This window comes from Paenibacillus sp. cl141a (assembly GCF_900109305.1).
GTDB lineage: Bacteria > Bacillota > Bacilli > Paenibacillales > Paenibacillaceae > Paenibacillus_AQ > Paenibacillus_AQ lautus_A.
Map to the genome: position 1 here is coordinate 313549 of NZ_FNZO01000002.1, position 20922 is coordinate 334470.

The window sequence follows — 20922 nt, forward strand, 5'->3', positions numbered from 1 at the left end:
GGCAGGAATGACGAAAGACCGTCCGGGATGAGCCCGGCGGTCTTTGTTTTTTTCTTCGTGCGCTAATACAATAAAGGGACAAGGTTTGCTTAACTGTGAAGGAATCAATACATAAAAATGGGGGATGCGTGTGAGCGGAGATACATTAACTTTTCTGGGAACCGGGGATGCGATGGGCGTCCCGCGGGTATATTGCGATTGCGAGGTATGCACGGAAGCGAGGAATACGGGCGTGAACCGGCGATTGCGCTCCTCGGTGATGGTGCAGTGCGGCGAAACGTCCTTTATGATCGACTGCGGTCCGGATTGGCGCGGCATGATGGAGGGGTTCGGAATTCGGAAAATGAGCGATATGCTGATTACGCACGCCCACTTTGATCATATCGGAGGCCTTCCGGAATGGAGCGATGCCTGCAGATGGCAGAGGGAAAAAGGCCGGCTATACGCCCCAGCCGAGGTGCTGGACCAGATTGTCCGCCAGTATCCGTGGCTTCCGCGGCAGATGGAGATGACGCCAGTCGATGATGGATTTACATTGGCTGGCTGGGAGATTTCGTGCTGGAAAGTAAACCATGGCAAAAACGGGTACTCCTACGCCTACCGGTTCCAGAAGGACGGGTACATATGGGTATACAATTCGGATTCGATTGATCTCAGCCCGAAGGAAAAGGAGCCGCTGAAAGGCGTGGATCTCCTGGTGCTGGGAACCAGCTTTGTTCATGAAACCGCCCAATTCGAGACCCGCTCCGTCTATGACATGAAGGAAGCGGCAGAGTTGCTCGCCGAGGTGAAACCTCGCCAAACGGTGTATACCCATATGTCGCATGACGTCGACGTTCGGAAAGAGCTGCCTCTGCCGGAGGGAGTCCGTGTGGCGGTGGCAGGGATGACCGTGAAATTGAATAGTGAAAATATGGAGTAGTCCGGCCATGTGTGCGGCTCGGCGGCTCCCAAGCAGAGACCTATAGCGTGAACATACGGCAGGATGGCCGCTTTAAGTCGCTGAAGGGATTTCACTCAGACAGATCCGGCCATGCCGTATCGTTCAGGGTACAGCAGCTTGAAGCCGGCCTGTTGATACAGCTTGATTCCGGGAACGTCCGTGATGAAGGTGACCTCGGCTCCGCTTGACGCTATTTTTTTCAGGCGGGCGAGCAGTTCGGACACGATCGTATCTTCAAGCTCTTGATCCCGATAGGATGCCGCGGCCATAACATCTACCAGTTGAAAATACAAAGCGCCGTCGCCGATCACCCTTCCCATACCGATCAGCCGGTCATTGCCGTCCCGGGCAAGGACGGAGAGCAGGCTGCGGTTGAGAGCCGTCTCTGCGATCGATTCCTCGACCTCAGGCAGCCCTGCATCGAATCGGAGATCGATATATTCCTTAAGCTGTGGAACTTCCTCGGTTATGTGCATATTCATCATGATCAGCCCCTCCCGCTGTTAAGAATAAATTCAACTTGCCTCTACACCAACCAATATACTACATTGATGCAAGTGGGAAGCTGCCGGGCGGCGAATTCGCCAGCACTCTTGTTGATGCTGCACAAACCTTATCAAAGCACTTTAATGTTTTAATTTAAGGTTTGCCAATGGCCCGCGATTCTGGTAAAGTAGGTTCTCAATCGTGGTCGGGGAGGGGACGGCATGCATTACTACAAGCCGAAAGACATCGCCAAAGAGCTGCATATCAGCACGAGTGCTTTAAGGCATTACGAATCTTGGGGAGTGGTGCCCTCACCTGAGCGGAACGAGAAGGGGTACCGTCTATACACGAAGATGCATCTCGCCTACTTCCGGTGTCTGCGGGCCATGTTCCCCGGGTTCGGTTATGCCGTAACCTATGATGTGATTCGCCATATCCAGAAGAGGGAGATGGATGAAGCCCTTTGGCTCGTGAACGGGGAGCAGGTCAAACTGCAGCATGAAAAGACCATTGCGGACGAAACGCTTGCCCTGCTTGAGAATCCCGGGCTTGACAGCATCAGGGATAAAAAGCTGAAGGCGCATATGACGATCGGCGAAGTTGCCGAATTGACCAACGTGGAGTCGTCCGCCATTCGTCACTGGGAGAAGGAAGGCTTGATCACTCCCGATCGCAACCCCGAGAATGGATATCGGCTGTACAGTCCTTCACATGTCCGGCAGATTTTGCTGATTCGCTCGCTGAGGCGGACCGTATATTACCTGGAGAGCATCAAGGAGATTATTCAGGCCGTGGAGCATCAGAGCATTGAGCAGGCCAAAAAATTGGTCCGCGAAGCGTTGTCGGTCATTCATCAACGAAATCTGCAGCAATTCAACGGCATTCATAAGCTGATGGAGCTGTGCATGGAGGTAGGCTTGCTGGAGTTCGACGATGCGGCTCTTCTGAAGCCGATTCTAACATTTAACCCGGATCGGGAATGATCGACAGGTCGCGGCGGCCTTGCGTTTCCCAAGGAAACGGTTTGGGCACCGCATTGGCCCGGTTTATGGACAGGAACAAGCCCCCATGAATATCATGGAGGCTTGTTTGCGCAGCTAGTTATTGTTCGTATTAACCTTGGTTGAGCACGAATTTATCAATGACATGCTTCACGCCGTCTTCGTTATTCCCCAACGTAACGTAATCGGCAATCGCCTTAAGCGGCTCAATCGAATTGCCCATAGCGACGCCAAGTCCGGCTGCCTCCAGCATTTCGTGGTCGTTCCAGGAGTCGCCGACAGCGATGGTTTCCTTGAGGTCGCAGCCAAAATGATCGGCCAGGAAGGTCAGCGCATGTCCCTTCGTGCCTTCCTTATGCATGAACTCCAGAAAATGCGGCTTGGATTTGGTAATATGCACTTCATCGCCGAGCAGCTCGCGGAATATAGGGATCAGTTCATCGAGATAGTCGGGATCGTCAATAATGAGCATTTTCGGTGTCGGTTTCCGAACCATCGTCATAAAATCAGGCTCGATATAATAAGGCGTCCGGTTCAGGGCGCAGTAATCGATCAGCTTCTGATTCTCTTCGCGGGCATACAGCTTGTCATCGATGTAGGTTTGCAGATGCAGATTGTGCTCCACGCAGTATTCAAACAGCTTTACGGCAGCGTCGACGGGAACGAAGCGTTCATAGAGAACCTTTTCGTCGAGCAGGTTTTTGATCAAGGCACCTTGGTAGGTGATGATGGGAACGTTGAGTCCGGTTTGACGGGCAATCGCCTGGGCTGACGCATAGGCACGTCCGGTTGCCAGCGTCACGACGACGCCGTGGGCGACCGCTTGCTCAAGCGCCCGCTGGACGCCTGGGGTTACTTCCTTATCGTCATTGATCAGGGTGTCGTCAATGTCGATGGCCATCAATTTGTAAGTTGTCATGGGTATCTCTCCTTTTTGATTCTGTCTCTGTCTATAACTCTATTGTACCTTCTGTGGCGCAGACTTCAATTCCGCAATCACCATTCCCGCCAAAATGCACAGGCAACCGATGCCGCCGAAAAGCGTAAGCCGTTCTCCGGCAAACAGAATTCCCGTCAGTGCCGCGAATACGGGCTCCGTTGCATAGATGATGGCTACCCTGGACGGCATCGTGTATTTTTGGCAGACGGTTTGGATCCAGAAGGCGAATGCGCTGGTAGGGCCGATGGATACAGCGAGCGCCCACAGCACGTTTGGCTCGGTCAGCTTCTCCATCAGATCCGCTGCATGGCCCACATGTTCGGTTAAAGCGGAAGCTATCAGGCTGAATACCCCAACGACGGCCATCTGGAGCGCTGCCAGCAGCAGGGAGGGATATCGGCCGGCATAAACGCCCGTATAACCGATATGGAGCGCAAAACCGATGGCGCAAACGAATACGAGCACATCGCCCTTGTTCAGGCTCATGCCGGATCCGGCGAAGGTGAGCAGGTACAGGCCCGCTGCAGCAAGCAAGGCGCTGATCCAAGTGAATCTGGAGATGGAGTGCTTTAACAGCGCGTACGATATGAAAGGCACCAGCACGACGGACAAGCCGGTAATGAAACCTGCATTGGACGTGGTCGTGTACAGAAGGCCCGCCGTTTGAAAGGCATAGCCGATAAACAAAAAAAGACCGAGCAGGCAAGCATGCAGCAGCATCCTGCCGGATATTAGCTTCCACTGATTCCGGTAAAAGAGGGTGATAATCAATGCGAGGAGCAGGGCCGCTCCCAGAAAGCGGGCCGAATTAAAGGCCATAGGCGGGAGGACGCGCACCGCATACTGAACGATGAGGAACGTGGATCCCCACATCATGGCAACCAGAAGCAGGCTGATGTCGGCGATACGTGAGCGATTCACTAGGTAGTCATCCTTTCCGATGATGCGAAACTCAAATTGCAGCTTCCCGTACTTTCGTCCCCGGGCGTAAGCCATGGGCAAGTGATCAAATTGTATCCCATATGAGCGGATCGGACAACCATTTTTAAGCCTGCAAAAGTGGAAGGGGTAGACAAAAAGAGGATGATTTTGCTATACTAATGAACCGAACGTATATTCTCATGACCCTGGGCTATCGGACGTGGAGATCAGCAAGCGATCCATCGATTCCATAGTCAGCATTGAGCTTAGAAAGGAAGAATGTCATCATGATGGGCAGAGCTCATTTGATTATCAGCACAGGGGTCACGTTATCCGTCATGGGCATGAGCGGAGTGCCTGTCACGTTGCCTGCCGCGGCAGTGGCTTTGGTCAGCTCGCTGCTTCCCGACATCGACGAGCCCAACTCCCTGCTGGTGCGCAAGGCGATTCCTTCCGGGCTGCTGCGAATTCTACAGCTGGCGATGATTGGCGCTGCCATATTCGTCGTATTCTACGGCAAGGAGTATGCGCCTTGGAATATCGCCCTGGCCGGGCTGATCGGGGTTGTTTCGTACCTGCCGAGCCGGACGCTGCGCCATGTCGTCATGTTCCTGATCGGCTTGGGACTGATTTCCTTCGGGCAGGGCTTCAGCCCATGGAATACGATCGCAGGCAGCGTGCTGATTGCAGGCTCCTTGGTGACCCATCGGGGGTTAACCCATACCGTCTATGCCGCAGCCGGATGGACGGGCCTGCTGTATTTTGCGTCACAGGGCAAGATCGGCGGGGAAAGCTTATGGTTTGCCGGCGGTTTATCCTACTCGATTCATTTGCTCGCAGATGCGCTGACCAACCGCGGAATCCGTCCGCTTCCTCCGTTCAAATGGAGAATCAAGCTGAAGATCATGAGCACCGGAAGCAAATGGGGACGCACCGTAGAGAATGCCTGCATTGTGCTGACGCTGGCCCTTGTTTGGTACGTGTTTATGGCTTCTTAAATCCGGGATATGCAGTTTTACAATGAAAAAGCCTCCCGCCCTTATGCAATGCATACGGGGCGAGAGGCTTATTTAGATTTCAGCCGGATCTATTCCTCAAGAAAGATGAGGCCGATCAGATCGTCGAGCTCGAGGTTGCCGAAGTAATGCTTGACGTCGATGCCGGATAGCGCGGTGCGCACCGCCGTTTCTTCGTACCGTTTGCCGCGAAGCAGATTCTCGATATCCGCGACATCGCCGACGCCGAAGAAATCGCCGTAAATTTTAATCTCTCCGATATGCCCTTCACGGATGTCCATGCGGATATCGATGATGCCCACCGGGAACTTCCTCGCATGCTTCACGTTGCTCTCAGGGGACAGCCCGTAGTTCCAATCCCAATTCTGGTAGCGTTCCTTCGAAATCTGGTTGATGATCTCCCAATCCTTCTCCTGAAGCACGTATTGCGGTACTTGATCCGGTTCCATCCCGAAGATCGAGCGAAGCAGCTCCGCGCGGAACTGTTCAATGGTCATGTCGGTGCCAAGCAGCTCCTTGATGTTCGCTACGCGGCTGCGCACGGACTTGGTGCTCTTGGATTTGAATTTTTCCGGATTGGCATTCAGCGAGGCCTGCACGTCATCCAGATTCAGATCGAACATGAGCGTGCCGTGGCTGAACATGCGTCCCCGCGTCGAGAACTGAGCGTTCCCCGAAATTTTCTTCTCGCCGACCTGCAGGTCATTCCGGCCGCTGAGCTCGGCTGGCACGCCCATCTTTTGCAGGAAATCGATGACCGGCTGCGTGAACTTCAGGAAGTTGTGGAACGACTGGCCGTCGTCCTTCGTAATGAAGCTGAAATTCAGGTTGCCGAGATCGTGGTACACGGCTCCGCCGCCGGACAGCCGGCGCACAACCTGGATGTTGTTGTCGCGAACGTATTCCTGGTTGATCTCTTCGATCGTATTCTGATGCTTTCCGATGATGATGGAAGGCTTGTTGATATAAAAGAGAAGGTAGCTCTCGTCCATGGACAAGTGCTTAAGCGCATATTCTTCAATCGCTAGGTTGATGGATGGGTCGTGAATCCCCTGATTATCGATAAATAGCATAGCATCCTCCGTCGTCACAATTCAAAATGTGGTGCTTCCAGACTATTGTAAACCAATTTGAAGGCAGAGACAAAGCATTCCATGTTGACGAGTCAGGGACGGTAGCGACATAATGATGGCATTACATAACGGCGGGGCTTGCAAGAGCCATGGGCATGGAACAGGAGGAGCCCTTATGAGCGATAATAACCAACCTTTGATCGAGGTGTACGGACACGGCGGGGACGTGGAGACGGCGGCGGCTGCATATGGAAGGGCAGCCTCGGCTTTTCTGGATTACAGCGCCAATATTAACCCGTTGGGACCGCCCCAAGGGGTCATGGCAGCGTTACAAGAAGGGATGAGCGCGGTGATTCGTTATCCGGATCCGGGGCACCGCGAATTCAAGAGGCTGCTCGCAGAGGAATTGAACACCGATGACCGGCGCATTCTTGTCGGAAATGGAGCTGCAGAGTGCATGGCACTGTTGCTGCTGGGCCTGCAGCCTCGAACGGTCGGCGTGGTCGATCCCTGTTTTTCCGAATACCGGGAGTTGTCCTTGAAATTTGGTTCGGACATTCGCTCCGTGTGCGGTCAGCCGGAGCGGGACTGGCGTGCGGACAAGGCAGATATGATGGAACTGATCGCCTGCACGGATCTCGTATTTGTGGGACAGCCGAACAATCCGAACGGGGTTCAGTACAGCCTGGAGGATATTCGCGAGCTGGCGGCATGCGCTGAGCAAGAAGGGACCTGGCTGGTGCTGGATGAGGCCTTTATCGATTTCATTCCGCCGGAGGACAGACAGACGTTGATGCCGGAACTGCAGGACTATCCGCGGACGATCATTGTCCGGTCGATGACCAAGTTTTATGCGATACCGGGCCTGCGGCTCGGGTATACGGTTGCCGACCCCGAAGTGATACGCGCCATGGCAGGCAAGCAGGTGACGTGGAGCGTCAATGGACTGGCGCTGCTTGCGGGAGAGGCTTGTCTTGGCAGCGGCAGGGAATATGAACTGGATACGCTGCAATTGATTCGCTTGGAACGCGAGAAGCTAATACATGGTTTACGAGCGCTGGGGCTTGACGTTACGCCGGGGGAGGCCAATTTTCTGCTGATGGAGCTTCCACAGCCTTGGAATGCAGGGACGTTCCAGCAGGAAATGGGCAGGCGGGGCGTGCTCGTCCGCAGCTGCGCCATGTACCCGGGTCTCGGTGAGCGCCACATCCGGTTAGCCGTTAAGGATGCCGGTTCTAACGACAGACTGTTGGCGATAACCGCGGAGGTCCTTGGAAATCCTTCTGCTGACGCGACTTAGGGATTTCTAGCAGCAGATCCATATGAAGAACGCTACAGGTACAGTTGGTTCAGATATTTAAGGAGCAGGGAGAGAAAAAAACATGGCAGTACCTTTTCTGAAAGGCAGCAATCGTCCATATTGTTCGGATGCATGGCCGGGAGCCATCGTGTCCTTAGATTCGGAGCAGCAGCATCCGCATATTCGGATCTCGCTTCCGAGTCCGGCTGAATCCATAAGCAGCGCCATATACGGCGGCGGTTTTCTGCACTTGGACCATATCGTGAACCGTTATGTCGACAAGCATTACGATTGCAGCGATCCGATAAACGATATGGTTGACTTTATGGCTGGGCACGGCTATCCGGCCGATTCCACGGCAGGATTGATGACGGCGGTAAAACTGAAATATGCCTCCATTCGGGAGGCTCGGGGCGAGCAAGCTTCCGTTCTATGCTGTACTACCGCGGGCGTGGGCAATGCTGCCCGCGCCGGGTCGAGACGCACGACCTTCGCGGCTTACCAGCCGGGCACGATTAATGTCGTGCTGGTGGTGGACGGAAGGCTGACGCCGGCTTGCATGGTGAACGCCATGCTGACGGCAGCGGAAGCGAAAGCCGCGGCGCTGCATGACCTGGGGGTGAAGGATCATGAAACCGGAGCCGCCGCCACGGGGACGACGACGGATGCGATGGTCCTTGCGGTCAGCGGCAATACAGCCTATGGCGTGAACCATCATTATGCCGGAACCGCGACCGATCTGGGCGGCATGATCGGACGTCTTGTCTACGACAGCGTCACGGAGAGCATCGCCGCCGAAAGAGAGGATCGGATATGACCGTCGTATGGGTCATATGGGCGGCGGTTGCGCTGGACCTGCTGATCGGAGATCCGAGATGGCTGCCGCATCCCGTCATCGGCATGGGGAAGGCGATCCGAAGGGTCGAAGGTTGGATTCGCCAGCGGACGACTTCCGCCCAGGGACTGAAGCGGGCGGGGATATTGCTGCCGGTGATCGTGGCCGGCGGCTCCTTCGTGCTGTCATGGCTGCTGCTGGAGCTGTGCGCGGCGATTCATCCTTGGCTTGCCTGGGGGACGGAGATCGTTCTCATTGCGACTACGATTGCGATCAAGGGGCTGCGCGAGGCAGGCTTGGAGGTCTACGGCCATCTTCGTTCCGGGAATATCGCCGAGGCCAGGCAAGCGCTCAGCATGGTGGTCGGGAGGGACACCGCTCATCTGGATGAGCCGGAAATTGTGCGGGGGACGGTGGAGACGGTTGCGGAAAATATCGTGGACGCGGTCATCGCTCCGCTGTTTTTTGCCCTGATCGGTGGGGCGCCGCTTGCGATGGCCTACCGCGCCGTGAATACGCTGGATTCCATGGTCGGTTATAAAAACGAGAAGTACCTGCATGTAGGCTGGGCCTCCGCCCGGCTGGACGATCTCGCCAATTGGATACCGGCACGCCTGACCGCCGGGCTGTTGACCATCGCGGCGGCGATGTTCTCGCTGCAGTGGAAACAAGCGATCAAGATGGTTAAACGAGATGCGCGTAAGCATCCCAGTCCGAACAGCGGCTTCCCGGAATCGGCCGTTGCCGGTGCCCTGGGGATTCGCCTGGGAGGCGAAAATTCGTACCAAGGCGTGATCTCGTTCCGGGCTTACATGGGGGACCCCGACCGACCGCTCGAAGCGGAGGATATCCGGGTGACAAACCGTCTGCTTGTGGGCGTATCGGTTTTGTTTACGATGCTGGGTACCGCGGTGCTCGGACTTGCTGCCGCGGCAGGAGGAAGCCTATGGATATGAGGATCATCCTGCATCTGGTCCGCCACGGCCGCACGTTGTGGAACGAGGAGCGCCGTTATCTCGGCCATGAGGATCAGGGAATCCTGGCTGAGGGAAGGGAACGGCTCCTCCCGCTGCGGGAGGAACTTCGTTGCAGGCATTTTGTCCGGATCTATTGCAGCGATCTCCTCCGCTGCCGGCAGACGCTCAATGTGATTTTATCGAATTCAAAAAGGGGTGCTGTTCCTGATGATGACATATTGGGCCGGTTTATACCGGGCGTACGATATGACCCGCGGCTGCGCGAACTGGATTTCGGGGATTGGGAAGGAAAGACCTACGAGGATTTGAAGACGGATTCCCTCTACCGGCGCTGGATCGATAACCCTGCGGAAGTTACGCCGCCCAGCGGGGAGAGCTGGGAAGCTTTCGGTTCCCGCGTCCAGGCCTTTTTGTCGGGATTGCATTTGGATGTGAAGGAATTGTTGCATGTGGAAGAAGCTCCGGATATCCTTGCACAGGCACAGGCACAGGCACAGGCACAGGCACAGGCACAGGCACAGGCACAGGCACAGGCAGAGGCAGAGGCACAGGCACAGGCACAGGCAGAGGCACAGGCACAGGCAGAGGCAGAGGCCAGGCGTGGTGATGTTGGCCGTGGAACGCTCGCTGAAGGAGTTGACGTGCTTGTGGTCACCCACGGCGGCGTTATTCGCGAGATGGCCGCGGCTACCGTGCCGGATACGGAATTCTGGGCGACGTCGGTTTTGCCGGGCGAGGTGCTCAAGCTGCAGCTGACATGGGACGGAGCACGGTGGCGGGGCGTACGGTTAAGCGAATAAAACGAAAACGTATGATTTCGGTCGGAATAGGCGATAACGGGCTAAATCGGTGTCATGACGCAATCGAAACGCCCGAAACTTTCAGTTGTAAGGGGATGGTTTATCGCCTATAATCTTGTGCAGAGAAACCATGCTTGGCCTATCATCCATAAATTCATATGATTTGCGAGGGTCCCGGACAGAGGGCGTTATTGTTATCTGCCGGGTTAATAGGGAAGCCGGTGCAAGTCCGGCACGGTCCCGCCACTGTGAAGCAGGGACTTTTCCATATGCCACTGAGCCTTTAGCGCTTGGGAAGGCGGAGAAGTCGTTACAACCTGCAAGTCAGGAGACCTGCCCTCAGCGAATGAAAGACGGTCCTTCGAGGAGAGGATTACGTTTACCGGACGCATGGAGCCATGCGGACGGAAGTTTAAGGCGCCATCGTTGAACGGTTATCCCGGCGTCCTTATGATACAAACGTAATCCCTGAGTCCTTGTCATCGAGGAGTCGGGGATTTTTGCTTCTTAGGGTATGAAGATTGAACGTTTCTTACCAGTTAAGGATCGGTCGAAGGAATTTAGACACGCCTGCGCCAGGTTCTCAATTATGTTTAGGGGGATTCCAAGAGATGAAAGCATTAAACAAAACATGGTCCGTACTTCTGGTAGCCATACTGATGGCCCTGGCCTTGATCGGCTGCGGCGGCGAAGAAGCAGCACCGAAGGATGCGACGCCGCCGGCACAGCAGCAAGAGCAGAATAACGAAGCGCCGGCGGATTCGGCGGAAGAGCTTAAGACCACGTATCCGCTGACCGTCAAGGATTCTACGGGCGTGGAAATGACGTTTGAGAAAGCGCCGACCAAGATTGCGTCCCTGACTCCGTCCGAGACGGAAAAACTGTTTGCATTGGGACTGGATGAGGAGATCGTTGGCGTATCCGATAACGACGATTACCCCGAAGCGGCCAAATCTAAGCCTAAACTGGGCGGGTTCCAGGTGAACGAAGAGGCTATTATCGCAGCCGACGCCGATGTGGTATTCGCGGCTTCGATGAATGCCCAGAATGCCGAGAAATTGCGCGAGCTTGGCGTTACCCTGTTCGTCAACGATCCGAAAACCATCGATGCGGTGATGGAGAACATCGAGCTGATCGGTCAAATTACGGACCGTCAAGCCGAGGCGAAAGCGGTCGTCGATCAGATGAAGCAGGAATTGGCTACCGTTACGGAAGCCGTGAAATCCGTGAAGGATGAAGACAAGAAGAAAGTGTACGTGGAGTTCTCTCCGGGATGGACCGTCGGCAAAGGCGAGTTCATGGATGAGATCATTACCGCAGCTGGCGGCGTCAATGCAGCCGGCGATGCGGAAGGCTGGTTCGAAATCAGCGAGGAGAACATCATCGCCGCGAACCCGGACGTTATTCTGTACACAGACGATGTGGTGGACGAAGCCACCAAGAAAACATTGGACCAGCTGATCAAGGAGCGGGGCGGCTGGGATCAGATCGAAGCGATCAAGAACGATCAGGTCATTTCCGTGGATGCCAATCTGCTCAGCCGTCCGGGCCCGCGCGTGACGCAAGGACTGATTGAAGTGGCGAAGGCCGTTTATCCGGAATTGATGAATCCATGAGTAAAAAACTTGCAGGATTCGGTGCGGCCGGCCTGATCCTATTACTGCTAACCTTGGTTGTCAGTCTCGGAATCGGCTCCGTTCACCTGCCTGTGAGAGAGATTGGAGCGATGCTCCTGCACCGGCTGCCGGGAATCGGCGATTCCATCGTTCCAGGCTGGGAAGCTTCCTCCGAGCAAATCCTGATGAAGGTGAGATTGCCGCGGATCCTGCTCGGGATGCTTGTTGGAGCCTCCCTGGCGGTGGCCGGAGCCGCCTTTCAAGGCGTGCTTCGCAATCCGCTGGCGGATCCGTTTACGCTCGGTGTGTCCTCGGGTGCTGCGCTTGGCGCGGCATCCCTGATTTTTTTCGGAATGGAATATTCCTTTGCCGGAGGTTACACGCTGCCGATTGTAGCGTTTCTGACCGGAGCGGGCACCCTATGGGCCGTTTTGCTGCTGGCAAGGGATCAAGGAAAACTGCCGATCCATGGGCTCATCCTGTCCGGGGTGGTGATGCAGTCCTTTCTGGGCGCCGTCGTTTCGTTTCTGACGGTGATGTCCAAAGATACGGTGAACCAAATCCTGTACTGGACGATGGGAAGCCTGAGCATGCGCGGATGGTCGTATACGGCCATCCTTTTCCCGTATTTTGCAGCGGGTTTCGTATATCTATGGAGCAGGTCTCGGGCGCTTAACATTTTGTCGCTCGGGGAACGGCAGGCCGCTCATATGGGATTGAATGTCGATCGGCTGAAGACCAGCGTGCTGATCGTTGCTACCCTGCTTGCCGCCGCAGCCGTATCGGTTTCCGGCGTGATCGGGTTCGTCGGGCTTGTAGTGCCGCATATGATTCGGCTGATCACCGGCTCCGATTACCGCGTGATTGTTCCCCTGTCGGCGCTGGGCGGCGCGATTTTCATGGTTTGGTGCGATACGGCAGCCCGCTCCGTCTTGGCGCCGACGGAAATCCCGCTCGGGGTGGTCACGGCATTCATAGGCGCCCCGTTCTTTGCTTATCTGCTGTACCGGAACAAAAAACGGCGCAGGGAGGGGTTATCATGATTACGGCCCAAGGGCTTGGCAAAGCCTATGGCAAGGCGTCGATTCTATCCGGGGTGGACCTTCACATTGCCGAAGGGGAATGGTGGGGGATCATCGGACCGAACGGCAGCGGCAAGTCCACCCTCATGCAGCTGTTATCCGGCGTGGAGAGTCCTACGGAAGGAAGCGTGACGCTTCTGGGCAAGGAGCTTGGACGCTATAACCGGAAGGCACTGGCCCGAATCGTGGCGGTGCTGCAGCAGGAGGGACTCGACCCTACCGATTTTACCGTCCGGGAAGTGCTGGAGATGGGGCGATTCCCGTTCTTGAACTGGCTTGGCCGTGAGGATAAGGATGCGGCCCCGCTTATCGAGGCCGTTATTCGAAAGCTGGATCTGAACGGCCTGGAGGAGCGCCGGCTTACCGAGTTAAGCGGAGGACAGCGCCAGCGTGTCGCTTTGGGCAAGGTGATGGTCCAGGAGCCTTCGCTGCTGATGCTGGACGAACCGACGACCTATCTGGATATCCGCTATCAGCTTCAGTTCATGGATATGGTGGCGGAATGGCGGAACTCGTCCGGCATTACGGTGATCAGCGTACTGCATGACCTCAATCTGGCTGCTCAATTCTGCGATAAGCTCCTGGTTCTGGATCAGGGACGGATCGCAGGGGTGGGCAAGCCGGAGGACGTGCTGACGGCAGCGTATATTCGCCGGATTTTCCGGGTGGAGCCCTCCATCGTGACCCATCCCGAGAATGGGGCTCCGCAGGTGCTGTTAACGGCGAACAGCACCTGGTCCTAATGCGGTGTTGCCGCAGGTTCAGCCGCGTTGTAAGATTTAGGAGCAAGAGGAAGGAGGTTGTTTCATTGACGGATACACTCATAAGTCGTTTGAAGGGAATCACCGCTAACATTAAACCGCTGGATACCGAAGCGCAGGCGGAAACCGCCGCCTATTTGGATACGTTGACGAAGCCTCCGGGCAGCTTGGGCAAGCTGGAGTCGCTTGCGATCCAATTAGCGGGAATCACGCGGGAAATGAAGCCCTCGTTTACCAAAACTTCCGTGGTTGTCATGGCCGGCGATCATGGGGTGTGTGATGAAGGAATCAGCGCATTTCCGGCCGAGGTGACGCCCCAAATGGTGATGAACTTCCTGAATGGAGGGGCAGCCGTTAACGTGCTGGCCCGTCAGGCGGGGGCAGACATTCATTGCGTGGATATCGGCGTAGCGACCGAGCTGACGCATGAGAGGCTCCTGTCCCGGAACATTGGCAGAGGAACCGCCAATATGGCCAAAGGACCCGCAATGACAAGGGAAGAAGCGCTGCAATCCGTAGTGACCGGAGCTGAGGTGGCGGCAGAGCTGGTTAAACAAGGCACGCAGATGTTCGTAACCGGAGAGATGGGCATCGGGAACACGACGCCAAGCGCGGCTATTTTCTCGGTTCTGTCCGGCAAGCAGCCGTCCGAGGTTGTGGGACGAGGAACCGGCGTGACGGATGAACGGTTGAACCATAAGATTCGTGTTGTGGAACGGGCGATACAAGTCAATGCGCCTCATGCCGATGACCCGCTCGACGTGCTCTCCAAAGTCGGGGGCTTCGAAATCGGCGGATTGGCCGGATTGATTCTGGGTGCGGCTGCTCATGGCTGTCCTGTCATCATTGACGGATTCATATCCAGTGCCGCGGCGTTGGTTGCCAAATCGATCTGCCCGGATGCCCTTCCTTATATGATTGCTTCCCATGTTTCGCATGAACAGGCGCATGTTCTTTTGCTGAAAGAGCTGGGACTTCAGCCGATGCTGCAAATGGACATGCGCCTTGGCGAGGGGACAGGCGGGGTGCTGTGCCTTCATCTGGTCGAGGCGGCGTGCAGGATCGTGAACGAGATGGCGACGTTTGAGAGCGCCGGCATCAGCGGAGGAACTGTATGAGTCATCATGGAAGCGTATTGGTTACGGGCGGGGCGAGGAGCGGGAAGAGCTCGTTCGCGGAGAAGCTGTGCATGAAGCGCGCCGATTCCGGTACATATATAGCGACTGCGCAAGCCTATGACGATGAGATGCGGGAACGGATCCGGATTCATCAAGACCGCAGGCAGGATTCAGCCTATGGTTGGCAGACGGTGGAGGAGCCTGTCGCACTGCCCGAATTGCTGGAAACGCTCGGTCAGTCTGCCTCGGATGCCCCTGCGTTGGTAGTGGACTGCCTGACGCTGTGGCTTACGAATGTGTTGCTGCAGGCCGAACCTGAAGGCACGGCCGTCATGGAAGAACGGCTGGGGCTTCAAATCGGCAGGCTGGCAAGAGCGGTCCAGGTTTACCCGGGCATGGTTATATTGGTAACAAACGAAGTGGGTTCAGGGATTGTGCCCGAATATCCGCTGGGCCGGATTTATCGCGACTGGGCAGGGATCATGAATCAACGGCTGGCCCAGGTCTGTGACGAGGTATTTCTGGTGACCGCGGGAATTCCAATGGAAATCAAGAGCAGGGAGTATCGGATATGAGCAAGATGATCGAAGCGGCTGCGGCCGCTTTTCAATTTTTATCGAGGCTTCCCGTGCGGAGGGAAATTCCCTTTACGCCCGAAGTTCAACAGCGGAGCGTCGTTTTTTATCCTTTCGTAGGGGCAGTCATAGGTGTTATCGTTGCCGCATTGGGACTGGGCTTAAGCTTTGTGCTGCCTTCCTTTCCTGCTGCCGTCATCCTGCTGGCTGCATGGGTAGCGCTAACCGGAGGGCTTCATCTCGATGGGTGGATGGACAGCGCGGATGCGCTGCTGAGCCATCGGTCGCGCGAACGAATGCTTGAAATTATGAAGGATAGCCGGGTAGGCGCGATGGGGGTCATGGCCTGCATGCTGCTGCTCCTTCTGAAAGCTTCCTTAATTATGTCCGTTTGGGATTTGTCTGAGGGGGTATGGAAGCAAGAAGCGTGGCTGCTGGTGCTCGCTCCGGTCTGGAGCCGCTGGTTTATGGTCCACGCCATGTATCGATGGCCGATGGCACGGGGAAGCGAGGGGCTGGCAGCTTTGTTTCACGGACTGTCCGTTAGAAGGAGGTCGCTGGCAGGCATAGTCGCGATCCTGTTAACGCTGGTCGTCATAGGCCTTCTCTGGTGCACGACAAGCACACTGGATCTTGCGGCGATTGGAATCGGAGGAATCCTCGTCATCCCGTTGGCAGCCTGGGCCGTTGGAAGTTTGACGGCCGAACGGATGAGCCGAAGACTCGGGGGACTGACGGGAGATACCTATGGGGCGTTGAATGAATGGATCGAAACGATTGTGTTAATTTTGGTAGTTCTCCTTTTGAAGTTTACATGATATGATAGTAGAGCAATGTGGTGGTATTCCGATCAACATAGTCGTCATAATTCGCGTCAACAGAAAAATAACGTTTTTGACAGGAATTTTCTCAAACGGGTAATGATATGTTTAGAGTGGGCTATGAAATGGATATGAATACATACTAGCGCACTTATGACATGAGGATGACGCAGTATATCCTTATTTATAGAATGGGAGGAATCATTAGGATGGAAACGCTTTGGGTTATCATCAATGTCCTTGTTCTGATTCTGCTGGTCGGTATTTTGTACTGGATGCAGAGAAAGCATTACTCGTTTACCAAACGCGTGTTTGCCGGACTTGGACTGGGTGTGTTGTTCGGAGTGGCACTGCAGCTCATCTACACTTCGACCTCCGATGTGGTGGTGAAATCCACCGATTGGTTTAATCTGGTTGGCTACGGTTATGTCAGACTGCTGCAGATGATGGTCATTCCGCTGATCATGGTGTCGATCATATCGGCCATCATGAAGCTGAAGGGCGGAAAGAACCTGGGCAAAATGAGCGGACTGATCATTACGGTGCTGCTTCTGACGACGGCGGTAGCCGCCGCTGTCGGAATTACGACCGCGCTGGCGTTCGATTTGTCCGCCGTCAATATTCAGGGCGGCGCTGCCGAGGAGCAGCAGGGCGCACTGCTGCAGGAACGGCTCGGGGATGTCGAGGGCCGTACGCTGCCGCAGCAGATTCTGGATTTCATTCCGAGCAATCCGTTTGCCGACATGACGGGAGCACGAAGAACTTCGACGATTGCGGTCGTCATATTCTCGGCATTCATCGGGATCGCCGTGCTCGGGTTGGACCGTAAAAATAAGGAGCAGGCGGAGACCTTCCGCAACATGATCTCCGCCGTATACGGCGTGGTCATGCGTATCGTGACGCTGGTGCTTCGTTTGACGCCTTACGGGATTCTGGCGCTGATGGCTAAAACGATCGCCACGACCGATCTTGCGGTGATCATGAATCTGATCGATTTCGTTCTGGCTTCGTACGTGGCCTTGATTGCCATGTTCATTATCCATCTGGTGCTGCTGGCGATATTCGGGTTCAATCCGTTCAAGTACGTCAAGAAGGTGTTCCCGACGCTGACCTTTGCCTTTACGTCGCGTTCCAGCGCGGCTACGATCCCGCTTAACGTGCAGACCCAGAACAAAAAGCTGGGCGTCTCGGAAGGCATCGCGAACCTTTCGGCATCGTTTGGCGCCACGATCGGGCAGAACGGCTGCGCGGGCATTTATCCTGCCATGCTGGCCGTCATGATTGCCCCGACAGCCGGCGTGGATCCGACGTCGTGGTCGTTCATCCTGACCTTGATCGTGGTCGTTATGATTAGTTCCTTCGGCGTGGCGGGTGTCGGAGGCGGAGCTACCTTCGCATCGCTCATCGTGCTCTCCACGATGAACCTGCCGGTTGCCTTGGCAGGCCTGTTGATTTCCGTTGAGCCGCTGATCGATATGGGACGGACGGCACTGAACGTGAATGACTCCATGACGGCCGGCGTGATAACCGGGAAAGTCATGAATGAAGTGGATAAAGACGTGTATAACGACGACAACATTGAACTGGATATGGTTCAGGCATAATGAACGCATTCAGGGGAGCCATCTTGTAGGCAGTGTTTCTGCCTTCAAGATGGCTCTTCTGCGTGAATAGAGAAAAGCCCGAATACCGTAAGCGAAACGGTGATTCGGGCTTTTTTTTCATGCTGAGCATAGTTTTATCCGATGACGGTCAGTTCTTTCGGGAAGGAGGTCAGCACCTCGACGCCATCGCCGGTCACGATGACATCGTCCTCGATTCGCACGCCGCCGACGCCTTGCAGGTAAATGCCGGGCTCGATGGTGAAGACCGCCCCAGGCTGCAATATGTCCTGATTCAACCCGTGAACGGACGGATATTCGTGGACATCCATGCCAAGCCCGTGACCTAGGCGATGTACGAAGGCATGGCCGTAACCTGCGTCGTCAATCACTTTGCGTGCCGCTTGGTCGATCGAGCCATAGGTCACGCCGGGTTTGACGGCCTGAATCCCGGCCAGATTCGCAGCAAGAACCGTCTCATAGATGTTAACGGCTTCCGGCTTCAGATCGCCTACCGCAAAGGTACGGGTAATATCCGACGCATAACCGCCGGCGTATACTCCCAAATCGAACATGAGCAGATCCCCGGCTTCGATTTGGCGCGCACCCGGAACGCCATGAGGCAGGGCGGTGTTGGGGCCGGATAATACCATCGTGGCGAAGGAGGGCGCGTCCGCGCCAAGCTTTTTCATCAAGTATTCCAGTTCCGCGACAAGCTCCAGCTCGCTGACGCCGATTTTTACCCGGGCCAGGCCTTGCGTCAGAACATCTTCGACCAGCCTAACCGCATTTTTGATGATCTTCACTTCCTCGGCAGACTTTCGAATCCGAAGATCCCGCAGCGCAAGGCCGACATCTTCGATGCGGTCCGCGTTCACATGCTGCCGCAGCTGTTCATAGCGGGAGACGGTCAGCTGATCCTTCTCCAGCGCCAGCGTTCCGGCGGTGCCTTGAATCTGTTCCTTAAGCAAAAGGTAAGGGTTATCGGTATCCTGATGAGTGACAATGTTCTTCACGGTTGAAGCGGCCTCGGCCGCATTCGCATCCAATGCCGGCACGATAAGCACCGGATCATTAGCGGAGGAGAGGAGCAGGCCGAGAAAGCGCTCATGGGGATCGCTCGCAAAGCCGGTCAAATAATAAACATGCTTGGGGTCTGTCACCAGGACATGATCCCAGCCCTGATCCTTCATGGATAACAGCAAACTTTGCAATCGTTCGTTCATCCTGTTCATTCCTTTCTTTACTCAAAGACGTTCATCATGCCGTTAATGTAAGGGTATCGCGTTCCATCGCGTAAGTAAAGTTTTCCTCGTGAATGAATCGCGCTTGAGAAAATAGAAGCGTTTTTCCGTTACCTCTTGTACAATAGATCTCGTAATAAAGACATCTATTCGGAGGTAGAACATCGTGACGCATCCATACCGTATCGATTATGCCGTCAAAGAGGATTTGCCGGCCATTGTGGACATTTACAATTCAACGATTTCAAGCAGAAAAGTAACGGCAGATCTGGAGCCGGTCACGGTGGAGAGCCGCATACGCTGGTTTGAAGAGCACAGCAACGATTTTCGCCCTCTTTGGGTCATGCGATCGGATGACGGGCTGGTTGCGTGGATGAGCTTTCAATCCTTCTATGGCCGTCCCGCCTATAACGGGACAGCTGAAATCAGTATCTACGTTAACGAGAAATATCGCGGCGTTGGTGCCGGCAGCCTATTGATCCAGAAGGCCATCGAGGAGTGCCCGCGTCTACGCGTCAGCAACCTCGTCGGATTCGTATTCGGTCATAATGAACCAAGCCTCAAGCTGTTGAAGAAGTTCGGCTTCGACCAGTGGGGGCTTCTCCCAGCGGTTGCGGAGCTTGACGGAGTCAAGCGGGATCTGGTTATTGTAGGACGTGCGATTGAAGTATCGATACGTGAAGGATAAATTTCAGGTCCATAAGAAGAGTCATCGCAGCGCGAAGATGAAGATACGTGCAAACCCTTCACGGTATTCTGCATTCCAAACCCTAACCAATATCCAGTACACTTGGGGAAAACAAGGGACGAAAAGGGTGTGAAGGATGTGAAGGCAGAGATTCGCATATATCAAGCAGAGCTGAAGGATCTGGACAAAGCGGCCTCGATGTTGAATCAGTATCGACAATTTTATGAACGGGAAGATGATCTGGACGGGGCCCGGCAATATATCAGGGAAAGGCTGACCCATGGCGATTCCGTCATATATTTAGCGGACTGCACCCGCTGTGAAACCCTGGTCACGCCAGGCTTTCTACAGTTATATCCATCCTTCTCGTCGCTATCCATGTCCAGGTTATGGATTCTGAATGATCTGTACGTGGATTCCGAATATCGCGGGCTTGGCATTGGAAGGGAACTGCTTCATCAAGCCCGTGCGCACGCCGTTCAGACCAAGGCCAAAGGCTTGACCCTCTCGACGCAGCTTCACAACACGGCGGCTCAACGCCTGTATGAATCCGCAGGATATAAGCGGGACGATGAATTTGTGCATTATCATTTGGGTTTATCCTGACCCAAGGCATCCATCCATAACAAACAAAGACGATACCCCTAAGGAGTTATCGTCTTTGTTCTTTATTGATAAATCGAGCGTATTTTTCGAAAAACCTCAACCCGGGCAATTTTCAGCTCCCACATTTGGTCCAGCAGCTTCCGCTGCATATCTTTATCGTCTGTTGCTTTCAATTCATGATACAGGGCAGACATCCGTTCATTGATTTGATCCACGCATTGCCACAGCTCCTGTTCCGTGCATTCCTCCGACTTCGCTTGTTCCTCGCCCAGCGATTCCTGCATGTGGTGAAGCGTACGAATGATGTCTGCTTGCCACTTCCGATCTTTCAAGCGAATCGCCAAATTGAGAAGATCCAGATAATCATCAAGGGACAGAGATGTCGGTTCTTTATCGCCATGTTCCATGTTGAATGCCCCCTTAGCAAACGTATAAACCTGTTTATACCAAGTATTATACTTGGAATTATGAGTTTTTCAAGTGAAAAAATAAGAGAATATTGTCATAAACATGCTTTC

Annotated in this window: 22 protein-coding genes and 1 riboswitch; of the genes, 16 read left to right on the plus strand and 6 right to left on the minus strand. The window is 54.8% G+C overall.

Annotation, left to right across the window (positions count from 1 at the left end; all coding sequences use genetic code 11):
• The first annotated feature begins 124 nt into the window (after positions 1–124).
• Complete coding sequence (locus BMX45_RS06595; protein WP_175495053.1) at positions 125–922, plus strand: MBL fold metallo-hydrolase; 798 nt, start codon at positions 125–127, stop codon at positions 920–922.
• A gap of 95 nt (positions 923–1017) precedes the next feature.
• Here BMX45_RS06595 and BMX45_RS06600 read toward each other — a convergent pair whose 3' ends face one another.
• Entirely contained in the window at positions 1018–1428 is a 411-nt protein-coding gene (locus BMX45_RS06600; RefSeq protein ID WP_090909022.1) for a GNAT family N-acetyltransferase, read from the minus strand.
• Between the two features lie 222 nt (positions 1429–1650).
• On the opposite strand from BMX45_RS06600, the gene BMX45_RS06605 reads away from it, so the two are divergent.
• Positions 1651–2412: a TioE family transcriptional regulator gene (locus tag BMX45_RS06605; RefSeq protein ID WP_090909023.1), complete on the plus strand. Its 762-nt coding sequence runs from the start codon at positions 1651–1653 to the stop codon at positions 2410–2412.
• Between the two features lie 130 nt (positions 2413–2542).
• Here BMX45_RS06605 and BMX45_RS06610 read toward each other — a convergent pair whose 3' ends face one another.
• Together BMX45_RS06610 and BMX45_RS06615 are read right to left on the minus strand one after the other, a co-directional pair.
• Positions 2543–3349: a Cof-type HAD-IIB family hydrolase gene (locus tag BMX45_RS06610; RefSeq protein WP_090909024.1), complete on the minus strand. Its 807-nt coding sequence runs from the start codon at positions 3347–3349 to the stop codon at positions 2543–2545.
• A 39-nt stretch (positions 3350–3388) separates the two neighbouring features.
• Positions 3389–4291 (minus strand): DMT family transporter, encoded by a 903-nt coding sequence (locus BMX45_RS06615; protein ID WP_090909531.1) that lies wholly within the window; start codon positions 4289–4291, stop codon positions 3389–3391.
• 287 nt (positions 4292–4578) lie between these two features.
• Between BMX45_RS06615 and BMX45_RS06620 the strand changes: the two genes are divergently transcribed.
• The gene (locus BMX45_RS06620; protein WP_015737190.1) at positions 4579–5289 is read left to right on the plus strand and encodes a metal-dependent hydrolase; all 711 of its coding nucleotides are present in this window, start codon (positions 4579–4581) and stop codon (positions 5287–5289) included.
• A gap of 89 nt (positions 5290–5378) precedes the next feature.
• On the opposite strand, the gene BMX45_RS06625 is transcribed toward BMX45_RS06620, so the two are convergent.
• Positions 5379–6380 carry a lipoate--protein ligase gene (locus BMX45_RS06625; RefSeq protein WP_015737189.1) on the minus strand — a complete coding sequence of 334 codons (1002 nt, stop codon included), beginning with the start codon at positions 6378–6380 and terminating at the stop codon, positions 5379–5381.
• 175 nt (positions 6381–6555) lie between these two features.
• Here BMX45_RS06625 and cobD point away from each other — a divergent pair, with 175 nt between their 5' ends.
• The 11 genes from cobD (at position 6556) to BMX45_RS06680 (ending at position 17869) form a co-directional block, all read left to right on the plus strand.
• Positions 6556–7680, plus strand: a complete 1125-nt coding sequence (gene cobD, locus BMX45_RS06630) for a threonine-phosphate decarboxylase CobD (protein ID WP_090909025.1) — start codon at positions 6556–6558, stop codon at positions 7678–7680.
• Between the two features lie 82 nt (positions 7681–7762).
• A complete protein-coding gene (locus BMX45_RS06635) occupies positions 7763–8497 on the plus strand; it encodes an adenosylcobinamide amidohydrolase (protein ID WP_090909026.1) in 735 nt (244 codons plus the stop codon).
• Positions 8494–9471, plus strand: a complete 978-nt coding sequence (gene cbiB, locus BMX45_RS06640; protein WP_090909027.1) for an adenosylcobinamide-phosphate synthase CbiB — start codon at positions 8494–8496, stop codon at positions 9469–9471. Before BMX45_RS06635 ends, cbiB begins: the two co-directional genes overlap by 4 nt.
• On the plus strand, positions 9462–10292 hold the full coding sequence (locus tag BMX45_RS06645; protein ID WP_090909028.1) for a histidine phosphatase family protein: 831 nt from the start codon (positions 9462–9464) through the stop codon (positions 10290–10292). Before cbiB ends, BMX45_RS06645 begins: the two co-directional genes overlap by 10 nt.
• A 152-nt stretch (positions 10293–10444) precedes the next feature.
• A riboswitch (cobalamin riboswitch) is annotated at positions 10445–10648 on the plus strand.
• Between the two features lie 255 nt (positions 10649–10903).
• Positions 10904–11908: an ABC transporter substrate-binding protein gene (locus tag BMX45_RS06650; RefSeq protein WP_009589273.1), complete on the plus strand. Its 1005-nt coding sequence runs from the start codon at positions 10904–10906 to the stop codon at positions 11906–11908.
• Positions 11905–12951, plus strand: a complete 1047-nt coding sequence (locus tag BMX45_RS06655; protein ID WP_090909029.1) for a FecCD family ABC transporter permease — start codon at positions 11905–11907, stop codon at positions 12949–12951. Before BMX45_RS06650 ends, BMX45_RS06655 begins: the two co-directional genes overlap by 4 nt.
• Entirely contained in the window at positions 12948–13733 is a 786-nt protein-coding gene (locus BMX45_RS06660; protein ID WP_090909030.1) for an ABC transporter ATP-binding protein, read from the plus strand. The genes BMX45_RS06655 and BMX45_RS06660 overlap by 4 nt, the downstream gene beginning before the upstream one ends.
• Positions 13734–13798: 65 nt before the next feature.
• Positions 13799–14869 (plus strand): nicotinate-nucleotide--dimethylbenzimidazole phosphoribosyltransferase, encoded by a 1071-nt coding sequence (cobT, locus tag BMX45_RS06665; protein ID WP_090909031.1) that lies wholly within the window; start codon positions 13799–13801, stop codon positions 14867–14869.
• Complete coding sequence (cobU, locus tag BMX45_RS06670; RefSeq protein ID WP_090909032.1) at positions 14866–15444, plus strand: bifunctional adenosylcobinamide kinase/adenosylcobinamide-phosphate guanylyltransferase; 579 nt, start codon at positions 14866–14868, stop codon at positions 15442–15444. The genes cobT and cobU overlap by 4 nt, the downstream gene beginning before the upstream one ends.
• Positions 15441–16262 (plus strand): adenosylcobinamide-GDP ribazoletransferase, encoded by an 822-nt coding sequence (gene cobS, locus BMX45_RS06675; RefSeq protein WP_015737179.1) that lies wholly within the window; start codon positions 15441–15443, stop codon positions 16260–16262. Before cobU ends, cobS begins: the two co-directional genes overlap by 4 nt.
• A gap of 212 nt (positions 16263–16474) precedes the next feature.
• The gene (locus BMX45_RS06680; RefSeq protein WP_015737178.1) at positions 16475–17869 is read left to right on the plus strand and encodes an L-cystine transporter; all 1395 of its coding nucleotides are present in this window, start codon (positions 16475–16477) and stop codon (positions 17867–17869) included.
• Positions 17870–18003: 134 nt separating this feature from the next.
• Here the strand turns inward: BMX45_RS06680 and BMX45_RS06685 are convergent, their stop codons facing one another.
• Positions 18004–19092 (minus strand): M24 family metallopeptidase, encoded by a 1089-nt coding sequence (locus BMX45_RS06685; protein WP_090909033.1) that lies wholly within the window; start codon positions 19090–19092, stop codon positions 18004–18006.
• Between the two features lie 184 nt (positions 19093–19276).
• Between BMX45_RS06685 and BMX45_RS06690 the strand changes: the two genes are divergently transcribed.
• Positions 19277–19798 carry a GNAT family N-acetyltransferase gene (locus tag BMX45_RS06690; protein ID WP_090909034.1) on the plus strand — a complete coding sequence of 174 codons (522 nt, stop codon included), beginning with the start codon at positions 19277–19279 and terminating at the stop codon, positions 19796–19798.
• A 129-nt stretch (positions 19799–19927) separates the two neighbouring features.
• Positions 19928–20404: a GNAT family N-acetyltransferase gene (locus tag BMX45_RS06695; RefSeq protein ID WP_090909035.1), complete on the plus strand. Its 477-nt coding sequence runs from the start codon at positions 19928–19930 to the stop codon at positions 20402–20404.
• 62 nt (positions 20405–20466) lie between these two features.
• On the opposite strand, the gene BMX45_RS06700 is transcribed toward BMX45_RS06695, so the two are convergent.
• Positions 20467–20811, minus strand: coding sequence for a hypothetical protein (locus BMX45_RS06700; protein ID WP_090909036.1), 345 nt, complete (start codon positions 20809–20811; stop codon positions 20467–20469).
• Positions 20812–20922: the final 111 nt, after the last annotated feature.

Bases quoted from the DNA above. Each gene is read 5' to 3' on its own strand.
- BMX45_RS06595 (WP_175495053.1), top strand. From the start codon at position 125: ATGCGTGTGAGCGGAGATACATTAACTTTTCTGGGAACCGGGGATGCG.
- BMX45_RS06600 (WP_090909022.1), bottom strand. From the start codon at position 1,428: ATGATGAATATGCACATAACCGAGGAAGTTCCACAGCTTAAGGAATAT.
- BMX45_RS06605 (WP_090909023.1), top strand. From the start codon at position 1,651: ATGCATTACTACAAGCCGAAAGACATCGCCAAAGAGCTGCATATCAGC.
- BMX45_RS06610 (WP_090909024.1), bottom strand. From the start codon at position 3,349: ATGACAACTTACAAATTGATGGCCATCGACATTGACGACACCCTGATC.
- BMX45_RS06620 (WP_015737190.1), top strand. From the start codon at position 4,579: ATGATGGGCAGAGCTCATTTGATTATCAGCACAGGGGTCACGTTATCC.
- BMX45_RS06625 (WP_015737189.1), bottom strand. From the start codon at position 6,380: ATGCTATTTATCGATAATCAGGGGATTCACGACCCATCCATCAACCTA.
- cobD (WP_090909025.1), top strand. From the start codon at position 6,556: ATGAGCGATAATAACCAACCTTTGATCGAGGTGTACGGACACGGCGGG.
- BMX45_RS06635 (WP_090909026.1), top strand. From the start codon at position 7,763: ATGGCAGTACCTTTTCTGAAAGGCAGCAATCGTCCATATTGTTCGGAT.
- cbiB (WP_090909027.1), top strand. From the start codon at position 8,494: ATGACCGTCGTATGGGTCATATGGGCGGCGGTTGCGCTGGACCTGCTG.
- BMX45_RS06645 (WP_090909028.1), top strand. From the start codon at position 9,462: ATGGATATGAGGATCATCCTGCATCTGGTCCGCCACGGCCGCACGTTG.
- BMX45_RS06650 (WP_009589273.1), top strand. From the start codon at position 10,904: ATGAAAGCATTAAACAAAACATGGTCCGTACTTCTGGTAGCCATACTG.
- BMX45_RS06655 (WP_090909029.1), top strand. From the start codon at position 11,905: ATGAGTAAAAAACTTGCAGGATTCGGTGCGGCCGGCCTGATCCTATTA.
- BMX45_RS06660 (WP_090909030.1), top strand. From the start codon at position 12,948: ATGATTACGGCCCAAGGGCTTGGCAAAGCCTATGGCAAGGCGTCGATT.
- cobU (WP_090909032.1), top strand. From the start codon at position 14,866: ATGAGTCATCATGGAAGCGTATTGGTTACGGGCGGGGCGAGGAGCGGG.
- cobS (WP_015737179.1), top strand. From the start codon at position 15,441: ATGAGCAAGATGATCGAAGCGGCTGCGGCCGCTTTTCAATTTTTATCG.
- BMX45_RS06680 (WP_015737178.1), top strand. From the start codon at position 16,475: ATGGAAACGCTTTGGGTTATCATCAATGTCCTTGTTCTGATTCTGCTG.
- BMX45_RS06685 (WP_090909033.1), bottom strand. From the start codon at position 19,092: ATGAACGAACGATTGCAAAGTTTGCTGTTATCCATGAAGGATCAGGGC.
- BMX45_RS06700 (WP_090909036.1), bottom strand. From the start codon at position 20,811: ATGGAACATGGCGATAAAGAACCGACATCTCTGTCCCTTGATGATTAT.